Below are 11,659 nucleotides of genomic sequence, written 5' to 3' on the forward strand. Positions count from 1 at the left end.
TAGCCAGCCCGACGCGCCCTGCGCACGCACCGGTGCATCGGCCGCCGCGGCGCCCGGCCGCATCGCGCCCGCGAACGCGTCGTCGTGGCGGTCCGGCGTATTCAGCGGCGAATCGGCCAGCACCGCCGGCACCGACAGGCGGCCGCTGTTCACGAGCTTGCGCGCGAACTCGCAGTCGCGCGCAAGCTTCAGCGTCGCGTCGCGGAACACGCGCGACACCGGGCTCTTCGGCGTGATGAAGTCGGTCGAGCGCGTCGAGTTGCGGATGTTCTCGTCGGCCGCGAACTCGCGCTCGCTCGCATAGGTGTCGAGCAGGCTGTCGGCGGAACCGCCGTCGAGCACGAGCTTCAGCTTCCATGCGAGGTTGTCGGCGTCCTGCACGCCGCTGTTCGCGCCACGCGCGCCGAACGGCGACACGCCGTGCGCGGAGTCGCCCGCGAACAGCACGCGGCCGTGCCGGAACGACTCCATCCGCTGGCAGCGGAACGTATAGACGCTCACCCATTCGAGTTCGAACTCGACGTCCGGCCCGAGCAGCGCGCGCACGCGCGGGATCACGCGCTCCGGCTGCTTCTCGGCGACGGGATCGGCATCCCAGCCGAGCTGGAAATCGATGCGCCACACGTTGTCGGGCTGGCGGTGCAGCAGCACCGACTGATTCGGGTGGAACGGCGGGTCGAACCAGAACCAGCGCTCGGTCGGAAACTCCGCCTTCATCTTCACGTCGGCGATCAGGAAGCGATCCTTGAACGTGCGGCCGTGGCTTTCGAGGCCCATCATCGTGCGCATCGGGCTGCGCGAGCCGTCGGCCGCGATCACGTACTGCGCGCGCAGCGTCGCGACGCCTTCCGGCGTCTCGATCGTCAGCACTGCGTGTTCGGCCGACTGGTCGATGCCCGCCACCTTGTGCTTCCAGCGGATGTCGATGTTCGACAGCTCGAACGCGCGGTCGGCCAGGTAGCCTTCGACGTAGTACTGCTGCAGGTTGATGAACGCGGGGCGCGCATGCCCTTCCTCGGGCAGCAGGTCGAACGCGTACAGCTGCTCGTCCTGCAGGAACACCTTGCCGACGTGCCAGCTCACGCCCTTGTCGACGAAGCGCTCGCCGCAGCCGAGCCGGTCGAAGATCTCGAGCGTGCGCTTCGCGAAGCAGATCGCGCGCGAGCCGGTCGACAGCGTGTCGTCGTCGTCGAGCAGCACGACGGGTACGCCCTGCTGCGCCAGGTCGATCGCGGCCGCAAGGCCCACCGGGCCCGCGCCGACGACGATCACCGGGTGCACGGCGGTGTCCTGCGCACGCGCGCGGTATTCGAACTTCAGCGTCTGGTAATCGATGCTCATGGTCGCCATCCGCTCCTCAACCCTGCCGGGCGCTCGCCGGCACGCCCGTCATCCCGCCCGTCACCTGCCGGCGCGCCGCGCCGCTCTTCCGCGTGCAATTCCTGTCAACCGCCACGTCTCGCTCCTTGCTTCCTGTTGATTCGTAACGGCGCCGTCTCGCGGCGCCCGCATGCCGCATTTCTTGATCGGCGACAAATCCTGGATTTACGAATAGTAAAACCAATTACGAATAGTGAAATCAACGTAAACCCTAGGCGAAGCGTCGACGACGGGATAACCATATGAACGAAACGCCAAGCCGAGCTTGGCCGGCGCTGCTAATATCAAGCTACGAGGCGGCCCGTTCGGCCGCCGTTTTTCCTTCTTACGCCGATGATTCCGCCCACCATTCCCGAGCTGGTCGCCCGTGCCGGGCAACTGCCGTATCTACGGGATCACCTCGCGCTCGCCGATGGCGGCACTGCAAGCGCGAACCTGCCCGAGCGCACGCTCGGCAGCGCCTACGAACCGATCTACGACGTGACGATGCCCGGTGCACCGCAATCGACGTCGTTCGCCGACACGATCGAGCGCTACGGCGACGAGCTCGGTTTCCAGGCCGTCACGCTGGTGACGGGGACGCCGCACGATCCGGTCGACTCGGCCGTCGACGACCAGACGCTCGTCGCGATCGACCGCCTGTCGCGCGCGCTGCATGCGATCAATTTCTTTGGCGCGCAGCGTCATGGGCTGCTGTTCCTGCGCGTGCATGAACGGCTGCTGAAGAGCGTGAAGTACGACCACGGCAAGCATTTCTCGTCGGTGCTGCAGCGCTTCGGGCTGCCGACCGAGCGGATCGTGATCGAGCTGCCGGCGGTCGCGGTCGCGCACAAGACCTTCCTCGGCTACCTGACGCGCAGCTACCAGCATCACGGCTTCAAGGTCGCGGACAAGCTGCCGGACCCGGGACGCATCCTCGCGGTCGAATCGGAGATGGCGCGCCCGGACTACATCAAGATGGATGCGGGCATCGCGTTGCGCGACGGGATGGTCAAGGCGCTCGTCGCGTATGCGCAGCGCGTGCGGATTCCGCTGATCTTCGACGGTGTCGTCGACGAAACGCAGTGCGAACTGCTGCGCCAGCACGACGTGCGATTCATGCAGGGGCCCGTGTTCGCGAAGGTCGTGACGGCCTGAGCCTGAGTGGATAAAGGATTCCGCACACGCGGGGCGCCGCGTGCCGACTGCGGAATACCGGTGATGTGACGGGGGATCGGGCCGCCTGGCTTGCCCCGTCGCCCGATGTCCGGCGGGTGGTTGCCGGCCTCGTGGAAAGAGCGGCTTCGCGGGCGCGCTCGCGCCTCGGTGTCGGCGGTTATCTACCGCTTACGCCCTTCCGCCATCGTCGTACTTGGGCAGATCGTCGCCGATCTCCATGCCCGGGAAGCGATCCCCATACCAGACATGCCAGGCCGGACGCAGCCGCGACGGCTCGTCGAGCGTCGCGGAGTTGATCTCGACCGTCCTGGGGGCATCGATGAGCCGGTATTCGAGCTGCGCGCCACAACGGCCGCAGAAACGCCGCTCGCCCCACGCGCTCGACGCATAGACCGTCGGCTCACCTTGCAGGTATTCGAACGCGTCGATCGGCACCGATGCCGACGCTACGACCGCCGCGCCGGTCGTGCGCTGGCAGAGCCGACAGTGGCAAAAGCCGGCGTCGGTCGGAACATGGGCGATCCGGTACCGGATCGCGCCACATGCGCATCCGCCTTCCATCGGTTCTGCGTGAGACATGGCAACCCTCTGCGTCGGTGATCTGGCGAACGATCATGCGCGCGGTTCGTCCGTGGCACAACCGGCGGCGGCCGTGTCGCGCTCGTGCGTTTTCACCCGAGCCGGCGACGGCCCCCTACCGCTCGCGCGCTTTGCTCAGGCCGTCTGCCCGAGCCGCTGCGCGAGCGCTTTCAGCTTCGGCCCGACCTGCGTACGGAACACTTCCTCGTCCATCGACGATGCGGGGCCGCTGCAGCTCAGGATCAGCCAGCGCCCCTCGCGCGGCTCGCGAAACGGTACGGCCGCCGCGTTGACGTCCATGTGCCACGCCCGGAACGAATAACAGCAGCCGCCCGCCGAGAACTCGGCCACCGCCTGCTGCGCGGCGGCGACGAGCGCGTCGGCGTCGGCCGCGCCGCCGGCCGCGCGATGCAGTTCCGCATAGAGCGCGCGGCGCACGTCCTCCGGTTGCACGGCCAGGTACGCACGCCCCATCGAGCTCGTCAGCATCGACAGCCGCGAACCGGGCGCGAGCCCGAGCGTCAGCGCCGTCTCGCTGCGGATCGTCTCCAGATAGATCATGTCGAGCCCGTCGCGGCAGCCGAGCGACACGGCCGCGCCGATGTCGCGTGCGAGCGCCTGCATGTGCGGCCGTGCGAGGTCGATCGTCCCCGAGCCCGACAGCAGCGCGTAGCCGAGCGACAACACGCCGGCGTCGAGCGCATACTTTCCGAGTGTCTCGTCATAGCGCAGGTAGCCGAGCACGGTCAGCGTGTAGGCGAGCCGGTTCACGGTTGCCTTCGGCAGCCCGGTGCGCTCCGCGAAATCGCGGTTGCCGAGCATCGTCTCCCCGGGCCGGAATGCGCGCAACAGGTCAAGCCCGCGCGCGAGCGCGACGACGAACTTGCGTTCGTCGATCGTGGTTTCGTCGATGGTTGAAAGTGTCATCTGGTGCTACACTGGGTTCGATTTGCAAAACATTGTTCCGCACAGCGGAACTTCCGTCAAGCAAACTCTCAGGCATGGAACCCGGCTGAATCAGGGACTGACCGCAAAGCATGGGACCCGAGTAAGCGCTAAAGCGCTAACTCGGGTCGACAGGAGATGAGACGATGAGTGCTGCAACTTTTCATTGGGACGATCCGCTGCTGCTCAACCAGCAACTGACCGAAGAAGAGCGGATGGTGCGCGATGCCGCGCAGGCGTACGCGCAGGACAAGCTCGCACCGCGCGTGACCGAAGCGTTCCGCCACGAGCGCACCGACGCCGAAATCTTCCGCGAGATGGGCGAAGTCGGCCTGCTCGGCCCGACGATTCCCGAGGAATACGGCGGCCCCGGCCTCAATTACGTGAGCTACGGACTCATCGCCCGCGAAGTCGAGCGCGTCGACTCGGGCTACCGGTCGATGATGTCCGTGCAGTCTTCGCTCGTGATGGTCCCGATCTACGAATTCGGCTCCGACGCGCAGAAGCAGAAATACCTGCCGAAGCTCGCCACCGGCGAATGGATCGGCTGCTTCGGGCTGACCGAGCCGAACCACGGCTCCGATCCGGGCAGCATGGTCACCCGCGCGAAGAAAGTGCCCGGCGGCTACTCGCTGTCCGGCGCGAAGATGTGGATCACGAACTCGCCGATCGCCGACGTGTTCGTCGTATGGGCGAAGCTCGAAGAGAACGGCAAGGACGCGATCCGCGGCTTCATCCTCGAGAAAGGCTGGAAGGGCCTGTCGGCACCGGCGATCCACGGCAAGGTCGGGCTGCGCGCATCGATCACCGGCGAGATCGTCCTCGACGAAGTGTTCGTTCCTGAAGAGAACCTGATGCCGAACGTGAGCGGCCTGCGCGGCCCGTTCACGTGCCTGAACTCGGCCCGCTACGGGATCGCATGGGGCGCCCTCGGTGCCGCCGAATCCTGCTGGCACACCGCGCGCCAGTACGTGCTCGACCGCCAGCAGTTCGGCCGGCCGCTCGCCGCGAACCAGCTGATCCAGAAAAAGCTCGCCGACATGCAGACCGAAATCACGCTCGGCCTGCAAGGCGTGCTGCGCCTCGGCCGGATGAAGGACGAAGGCACGGCGGCTGTCGAGATCACGTCGATCATGAAGCGCAATTCGTGCGGCAAGGCGCTCGACATCGCCCGGCTCGCGCGCGACATGCTCGGCGGCAACGGTATCTCCGACGAATTCGGCGTCGCACGCCACCTCGTGAACCTCGAAGTGGTCAACACGTACGAAGGCACGCACGACATCCACGCGCTGATCCTCGGCCGCGCGCAGACGGGGATCCAGGCCTTCTTCTGATCGTCCGGATGCGGAAAGCGCGGCCGCCACGCCGCGCGCGTGTCCGCGCAAAAGACACGGCCCGCCCGGCATGACTGCCGGGCGGGCCGTTTTTCATCTGATCCGTGCACCGGGCCGCCGGCCCGGTATCGCGTTGATGTGCAGCCGATGCTTACTTGTTCGGCTGCGGCGTGAGGCGCAGATACGGACGCACCGCGTTGAAGCCCTTCGGGAAGCGCTTCTTCAGCTCTTCCGGATCCTGCAGCGACGGCACGATCACGACGTCGTCGCCATCCTTCCAGTTGCCGGGCGTCGCGACCTTGTAGTTGTCGGTCAGTTGCAGCGAGTCGATCACGCGCAGCACTTCGTCGAAGTTGCGCCCCGTGCTGGCCGGGTACGTGATGGTCAGTCGCACCTTCTTGTTCGGGTCGATCACGAACAGCGAACGCACCGTCAGCGTTTCGTTCGCGTTCGGGTGGATCATGTCGTACAGCTGCGAAACCTTGCGGTCCGCATCGGCGATGATCGGGAAACCGACGACCGTCGACTGCGTTTCGTTGATGTCGTTGATCCAGCCCTTGTGCGATTCGACGCCGTCGACCGACAGCGCGATCACTTTGACGTTGCGCTTCTCGAATTCGCCCTTCAGCTTCGAGGTCAGCCCGAGTTCGGTCGTGCACACCGGCGTGTAGTCGGCCGGATGGGAGAACAGGACACCCCAGCCGTCGCCCAGCCACTCGTGAAACTTGATCGGGCCCAGGCTCGATTCCTGCTCGAAATCCGGTGCGATGTCGCCAAGACGCAGACTCATGATGTTCCCTCCTCGAACGATGCTGGTTGAAACCGCGCCCGGATCGGCGCGGGAAAGTCTCTCAGCTTACGGGAAGCAATGGGGCGTGCGAACGATTATTCCGTTTGATATTCATACTTTTTTGTCATTTTTGCCCGGTGTCGGTGCGGGACGGGCGGCCATGCGGGAAACTTTTCACCCCGTCTGGCGCTCTGTTGATGATTACAAGTCGTTTACCATGCGGTCTTGCACGGCCGTCGTGTGTCTTCCCGGCTCGCCAGCAGGCAGGCGTTTCGCTACGATGTGAACCTGCAGCATGACAGCACGAAGGGAGTTGCAATGTCGGAAATCAACAAGGAGAAACTGATGTCGGATATCAAAACCGTTCTCTCGGACGCCGAAGACCTGCTCAAGCAAGCTGCGAGCAGCACGGGCGACCGTGCGGCCGAGCTGCGCGAGAAAGCCATGTCGCGCCTGAAGCAGGCCAAGGAAAAGGCAGCCGACGTCCAGGTCGTGGTGGTCGAGAAAGGCAAGAAGGCCGCACGCGCGACCGACGACTACGTGCACGAGCATCCGTGGACGTCGATCGGCGTCGCTGCTGGCGTCGGCGTGCTGATCGGCCTGCTGATCAACCGCAAGTAACGCGCTCTGCGCCGTTTCGTCCCGTTGGCCGCGTCGCGCGGCCTGCGGGCGTCGAAGCCAGCTGGCGGTTTCCGCCGGCCGGCTTTGTCCTAGCTGCACACTGCACGCGCACGCACCTCATCCATGACGACAGACACCACCTCGCAGCCGTCCGGCCAAGGACCGCTGCGCCGCCTCGTCGGCTCCGCGATCGGACTTCTGCAAACGCGCCTCGAACTGGTGGGCATCGAGCTTGCCGAGGAGAAGGAGCGCCTGATGGGCGTGCTGTTCCTCGGGCTCGCCGCGATGATGCTCGCGACGATGGCACTCATCAGCCTGACCGTACTCATCGCGATCGCGTTCTGGGATACCTATCGCTGGCAGTCGCTCGCGGCGATCACCGCGCTGTATGCCGCGGGCGGGATCGCATGCGCACTGAAGGCCCGCTCGGGCCTGCGCGATGCGCCGACCGTATTCGAGGCGACGCTCGCCGAGCTCGAGAAAGACCGCGAACTGTTCCGCGGCAAGCCGTGAACGCAGTCGCGCTCACCCCTTCCACCTACTTCGCCGACGCGCCATGAGCCAGAACATCACGGGCAATTCACCCCGCTCCCATTCGTCGCGATCGAACTGGAGCGCGTCGCAGCATCGCGCACTCCGCAAGGAACTGCTGATCCTGCGATCCGAAGTCGAGCGGCTCGAACTCGCGGAAGCCGCCGGCGAAATGCGCCAGGCCGTCACGCGCTTCAGCTGGCTCAAGGTGTTCGTCCCCGGCCTGTCCAGCAACAAGTTCAGCCAGTCTGCCAAGAACCTGAACGCGAGCCTCGGCCAGCTCGTCAACCAGTATCCGATGCTGAGCTCGCTCGCATCGCTCGTGCTCGCCAAACCCGTTCGTTCGCTGCTGCGCGCGAGTGCGGGGCCCGCGCTGAAGTGGGGCACCCTCGGTTTCGCGGCATGGGAGGTCTACCGGATCTGGAAGCAGTCCCGCAACGAGCGCGGGCTCGACTCGCACGACGACTGACCATCGACATCCTGCGCGCGCGGCCAAGCGCCGTGGCGCGCCCTCCCGCCGAACTCAACGCACACCCCAGCACGCCGCGACCTGTCCATCGGCGCCATCACTCCGCAGATTGCCTTTCGTCCCGTCCGAACGCAGTGTGAATGCACCGCACGCATCGTCGTGCATCGGGCCCGTGTCGAGCGGGATTGCCTCCAGTGCATAACTCACCGGCGAATCGTCGCCGTCCGGCCGCCTGAGCGCCAATCGATAGATCGCGCGCCCGTCCGGCGGCGCTTGCGTGAGCGCCATCGGCAATGCCGAAGGCGGCCCACCGTCCAGTGTTTCGAGATATTGAGCCGCCCGGTACAACGCGGCGACTGCCGACGCGCGATGAACGCGCACGACATGCTCGCGATACGACGGGATGCCCCATCCGGCCAGCACCGCGACGATCGCGAGCACGATCATCAGTTCGATCAGCGTGAATCCCGCCGAGCGGTACACGAACGTGCGACCGATCATCGAAGCACCGTCGCGACGCGACGCCAGTGCAGGGCGACGATGTGTCCGTCGCGGATCGCGACCTGATGCTGCAGCCAGACGGCGCTCGATGCATGCGCACCGACGCCGCGCGCGGTGACGACGTACGCACGGCCACCGGCCGGCCCTGCCCCGCGCCACGCTTCGATCAGGCATCGCGGCGGTTGCGCAGCCATCGGCCATCCGGCAAACGGCGCGAACGCTTCGGCGGCCGCCAGCACCGGCATGCGCCGCCACGCGTCAGGCTCCGCGTGCGACTCGCCTTCGCTCACGTACGGCGCCGCGCCCCGGCGCAATCGCGCGGTGCACGCGGCCAGCGCGGCATCGGCTGCGTGGAACGCGACCAGCCGATCGGACAACGTGCGCGTGCGGCGCGATTCCGTCAGTGCGGCTTCGAACCACGTGCCTGTCAGCGCCGCGACCGCTGCGCCAACCGCGATCACTGCGGGCAATGCAAGGCCCGCTTCGCGACGCCGATCATGGCTGGCTGACCGCGAGCGTATGTGCCGCGCTCGCTGGCTCGTTGTCGGGGTTTCCGCACCTGCCGCAAGCCACGGCACGTGGCCGTTTGTCGCGATACGTTCGTGCCTGTTGCGTAACGCGACGCGTCGCGACCTCCCCCGCGCGTACTGCCCCGCTTCGTTCATCGCAGCACCTCGCGCTCATCCGCTGCATCGCGCCACGTATCCTCGGATGCGCGCGCTGAATTCCTCAACGCGACGATGCGATCGAGCGTCAGACGCGCGCGGCCGTCTTGCGCAACGACAGTGCGGCCGTCGCAGTCGACATGCCGCACCGGCTCGCCCGCCGGTTCGCCACGCGCCCGCACGCAGACGTGCACGGCCACGACATCGCGCCAGTCGTCGCCGCGCAATGCATCGGCATCGACGAACTGCGTGCCGCCGCGGCGAAGATAGCGCATCCGCAACTGATCGATTCCCGACACGACCGGCTGCGGCGTGCCCGGACGGCCGTTTCCTTCGCAATACAGTTCGGGCTCGCCCGTCGACGGACTGGTGTGCACATCGAAGCGGTTCTCCACCGGCGCACGTTCACCGGCGACGCCGACACCCTGCCCGAGGCAATCCGATACCTGGCCGCTAGCGGTGAGCCATGTCGACACCGCATCCCCAACGTAGCGGATCAGCAACGCGTCCGACGCACCGCGCACGGGCTCGCACCGTACCTGCGCGCCCTCGCCTCTCACACGTGCCATCGAACAGCCGAACACGGGTGGCAACGACCACACGCCTTCCCCGTCGAGCGGCCGGAATCCGGCCATCTGGATCTGCTGGCCGATCAGCATCAGTGCGGTGCCAGCCGCATCGCGCATCCGGAACCCGTCGTCCGCGCGCCGCTGTGCGACGCGCTGCGCGTGGTACAGCGCACCGGCCGCCGCGAGCACGAGCAGACCGACGGTCATCGCAATCAACACTTCAAGCAGCGTGTGCGCGCGCAAGCGGCGATCAGCGTTCATCGGCGTCCGCCTCCCGATACGCAATCCGGACGCATGACGGCGGCTGCGTCGACCTGCCCGCCGCTTCGCATCGCGGCCCGGTAGCTGCCTGGCTGCTCCGCCAGCCGACAACCGCGTAGCGGACGCCGTCCGGCCCGTCACCTTTCGTCATCGTGCCGCCGGGCAGCGACGCTGCGACCCGCGCCGCGAGGCCATCGTCGGCTTCCGCGGCTACGTGCAAGCGCTCGATACGCGCATCGGCCAGCCACAGCGCGCGTTCACGCCAGATCGTCGCGCGCTGCGTACGCGCCATCGCAAGCTGACTGCCCGCCACGGCCAGCATCACGGTCGCGAGTAGCGCGATGGCCAGCATCGCTTCGATCAGCGACGTGCCGCGCACTGCGTTGCGCATGGCACTCATGCCGCGTCGCAGCGGCCGGTCACAATCCGCGCCCGTCCGCCTGCCGCGATCCGCACGCAACGCGATGCATGCGCGTCGTCAGCCCCCGGCACATCGCGTCGCGGACGCAATTCGAAACGGCGGATGCCACCGATTGCCTGACCGACCGGCGGCGCGAACGCGAGATCGTGCGCGGCACCCGCGACGGCCACGTCGACATCGCGCGGATACCGCCGCAGCACGCGTGACTGCCCGTCGACCTGCCCGCTGACGATCCAGTCGCACGACCATTCGGCCGGATCGCACCGTTCGCCGGCGCGCAGACAGGTGCCGGCGCTCCCGGCCCGGCACAGCGTGACGCGCACGCCGAGACGCGTCGCCTCGGTACGTGCAAACGACAGCGCACCGAGCAACGCGCGCGACCGTGCATCCACACGTTCGCGCATGCGCCACTGGTCGAACGCGGGCGCCGCATAGAGCGCGAGCCCGGCCGCCAGCGAGATGGCAACCATCAGCTCGACGAGCGTGAACCCGCCCGAGCGTCGCAACATGTTTTTCAGGGGGTGAGCGTGCAGTCCCATCGCAGTCGTCCTTCGCCAAGGTGATGCGACGACTGTAGCGGCGCGTGCGAACGCGCACCATTTGCCGAATGGCCAACTGGCGGCATGCGATCGCGACCGACACAATCGGCGCGAACTGACCCAACGGAGAAGACGATGAACGGACGCAGCGCGTCAGCGCTTACGCGGAGTCTTGGCGGGAGAGGCGCGACGGAACTCTTCGATCACGTCGGCAAATTCGGAAACGTCCTCGAACCGGCGATACACCGATGCGAAGCGGACATAAGCGATCGTATCGAGGCCGCGCAACTCGTTCATCACGAGCTCGCCGAGCTTCTCGCTACGCACTTCGCGCTCGCCTGTCGCGAGCAGTTGATATTCGATGCGGGCGACCGCCGCGTCGATCGCGTCGGCAGCAACCGGCCGCTTGCGCAGCGCGAGTTGCATGCTGGCGACGATCTTGCGACGGTCGAATTCCGTGCGGCTGCCGTCTTTCTTCACGACGAACGGCAGGGACAGCTCGACCCGCTCGTACGTCGTGAAGCGCTTGTCGCAAGCCGAGCAGCGACGGCGCCGCCGGATCGCGGCGCCATCTTCGGACACGCGCGAGTCCACGACCTGCGTGTCGTCATGCCGGCAGAACGGGCAGCGCATCGTCGATCAGCGATAGACCGGGAAACGCTTGGTCAGCTCGGCGACCTGCGCGCGCACGCGCTCGATCGTCGCTGCATCTTCCGGGTTGTCCAGCACGTCCGCGATCAGGTTACCCACCTGTTCCGCTTCCGCCGGACCGAAGCCGCGCGTCGTCATTGCCGGCGAACCCAGGCGCACGCCGCTCGTCACGAACGGCTTTTCCGGATCGTTCGGGATCGCGTTCTTGTTCACCGTGATGTGCGCCGCGCCCAGCGCTGCTTCCG

Annotated in this window: 15 protein-coding genes and 1 pseudogene; 5 read left to right on the plus strand and 11 right to left on the minus strand. The window is 66.7% G+C overall.

What is annotated here, in order from left to right; translation table 11 throughout:
- A partial coding sequence (locus tag G3O00_RS34055) for an FAD-dependent oxidoreductase (RefSeq protein ID WP_206145617.1) occupies nucleotides 1-1,350 on the minus strand: 1,350 nt, incomplete at its 3' end.
- Between the two features lie 363 nt (nucleotides 1,351-1,713).
- On the opposite strand from G3O00_RS34055, the gene G3O00_RS34060 reads away from it, so the two are divergent.
- A complete protein-coding gene (locus G3O00_RS34060) occupies nucleotides 1,714-2,517 on the plus strand; it encodes an EAL domain-containing protein (protein ID WP_174931053.1) in 804 nt (267 codons plus the stop codon).
- A 189-nt stretch (nucleotides 2,518-2,706) separates the two neighbouring features.
- Here the strand turns inward: G3O00_RS34060 and G3O00_RS34065 are convergent, their stop codons facing one another.
- Together G3O00_RS34065 and G3O00_RS34070 are read right to left on the minus strand one after the other, a co-directional pair.
- On the minus strand, nucleotides 2,707-3,117 hold the full coding sequence (locus G3O00_RS34065; RefSeq protein WP_206145618.1) for a GFA family protein: 411 nt from the start codon (nucleotides 3,115-3,117) through the stop codon (nucleotides 2,707-2,709).
- Nucleotides 3,118-3,252: 135 nt separating this feature from the next.
- Nucleotides 3,253-4,044, minus strand: coding sequence for an IclR family transcriptional regulator (locus G3O00_RS34070; RefSeq protein WP_206145619.1), 792 nt, complete (start codon nucleotides 4,042-4,044; stop codon nucleotides 3,253-3,255).
- A gap of 164 nt (nucleotides 4,045-4,208) precedes the next feature.
- Here G3O00_RS34070 and G3O00_RS34075 point away from each other — a divergent pair, with 164 nt between their 5' ends.
- Complete coding sequence (locus tag G3O00_RS34075; RefSeq protein WP_085039561.1) at nucleotides 4,209-5,396, plus strand: acyl-CoA dehydrogenase; 1,188 nt, start codon at nucleotides 4,209-4,211, stop codon at nucleotides 5,394-5,396.
- Between the two features lie 151 nt (nucleotides 5,397-5,547).
- Here G3O00_RS34075 and G3O00_RS34080 read toward each other — a convergent pair whose 3' ends face one another.
- Nucleotides 5,548-6,186 (minus strand): peroxiredoxin, encoded by a 639-nt coding sequence (locus G3O00_RS34080; RefSeq protein WP_011351087.1) that lies wholly within the window; start codon nucleotides 6,184-6,186, stop codon nucleotides 5,548-5,550.
- A 318-nt stretch (nucleotides 6,187-6,504) separates the two neighbouring features.
- Between G3O00_RS34080 and G3O00_RS34085 the strand changes: the two genes are divergently transcribed.
- From G3O00_RS34085 to G3O00_RS34095, 3 genes are all read left to right on the plus strand, one after another.
- Nucleotides 6,505-6,807 (plus strand): YqjD family protein, encoded by a 303-nt coding sequence (locus G3O00_RS34085; protein ID WP_006494044.1) that lies wholly within the window; start codon nucleotides 6,505-6,507, stop codon nucleotides 6,805-6,807.
- Between the two features lie 123 nt (nucleotides 6,808-6,930).
- The gene (locus G3O00_RS34090; protein ID WP_011351086.1) at nucleotides 6,931-7,320 is read left to right on the plus strand and encodes a phage holin family protein; all 390 of its coding nucleotides are present in this window, start codon (nucleotides 6,931-6,933) and stop codon (nucleotides 7,318-7,320) included.
- Nucleotides 7,321-7,363: 43 nt separating this feature from the next.
- Nucleotides 7,364-7,807, plus strand: a complete 444-nt coding sequence (locus G3O00_RS34095; protein WP_206145620.1) for a DUF3318 domain-containing protein — start codon at nucleotides 7,364-7,366, stop codon at nucleotides 7,805-7,807.
- Nucleotides 7,808-7,861: 54 nt separating this feature from the next.
- Here the strand turns inward: G3O00_RS34095 and G3O00_RS34100 are convergent, their stop codons facing one another.
- The 7 genes and pseudogenes from G3O00_RS34100 to glyA form a co-directional block, all read right to left on the minus strand.
- A complete protein-coding gene (locus G3O00_RS34100) occupies nucleotides 7,862-8,308 on the minus strand; it encodes a type IV pilin protein (RefSeq protein WP_206145621.1) in 447 nt (148 codons plus the stop codon).
- Nucleotides 8,305-8,766 (minus strand): hypothetical protein, encoded by a 462-nt coding sequence (locus tag G3O00_RS34105; protein ID WP_206145624.1) that lies wholly within the window; start codon nucleotides 8,764-8,766, stop codon nucleotides 8,305-8,307. Before G3O00_RS34105 ends, G3O00_RS34100 begins: the two co-directional genes overlap by 4 nt.
- Before the next feature lie 203 nt (nucleotides 8,767-8,969).
- Nucleotides 8,970-9,803, minus strand: coding sequence for a PilW family protein (locus tag G3O00_RS34110; RefSeq protein ID WP_206145622.1), 834 nt, complete (start codon nucleotides 9,801-9,803; stop codon nucleotides 8,970-8,972).
- The gene (locus G3O00_RS34115) at nucleotides 9,793-10,203 is read right to left on the minus strand and encodes a hypothetical protein (protein WP_206145623.1); all 411 of its coding nucleotides are present in this window, start codon (nucleotides 10,201-10,203) and stop codon (nucleotides 9,793-9,795) included. Before G3O00_RS34115 ends, G3O00_RS34110 begins: the two co-directional genes overlap by 11 nt.
- Nucleotides 10,200-10,733, minus strand: a complete 534-nt coding sequence (locus tag G3O00_RS34120) for a GspH/FimT family pseudopilin (RefSeq protein WP_241025467.1) — start codon at nucleotides 10,731-10,733, stop codon at nucleotides 10,200-10,202. Before G3O00_RS34120 ends, G3O00_RS34115 begins: the two co-directional genes overlap by 4 nt.
- Nucleotides 10,734-10,916: 183 nt before the next feature.
- Nucleotides 10,917-11,396, minus strand: a complete 480-nt coding sequence (nrdR, locus tag G3O00_RS34125) for a transcriptional regulator NrdR (RefSeq protein WP_006476792.1) — start codon at nucleotides 11,394-11,396, stop codon at nucleotides 10,917-10,919.
- Nucleotides 11,397-11,402: 6 nt separating this feature from the next.
- Nucleotides 11,403-11,659: pseudogene (glyA, locus tag G3O00_RS34130) on the minus strand (serine hydroxymethyltransferase); the annotation flags it as partial.

Origin of the sequence: Burkholderia sp. Ac-20384 (assembly GCF_017104605.1) — a bacterium.
GTDB classification, from domain to species: Bacteria; Pseudomonadota; Gammaproteobacteria; order Burkholderiales; family Burkholderiaceae; genus Burkholderia; species Burkholderia lata.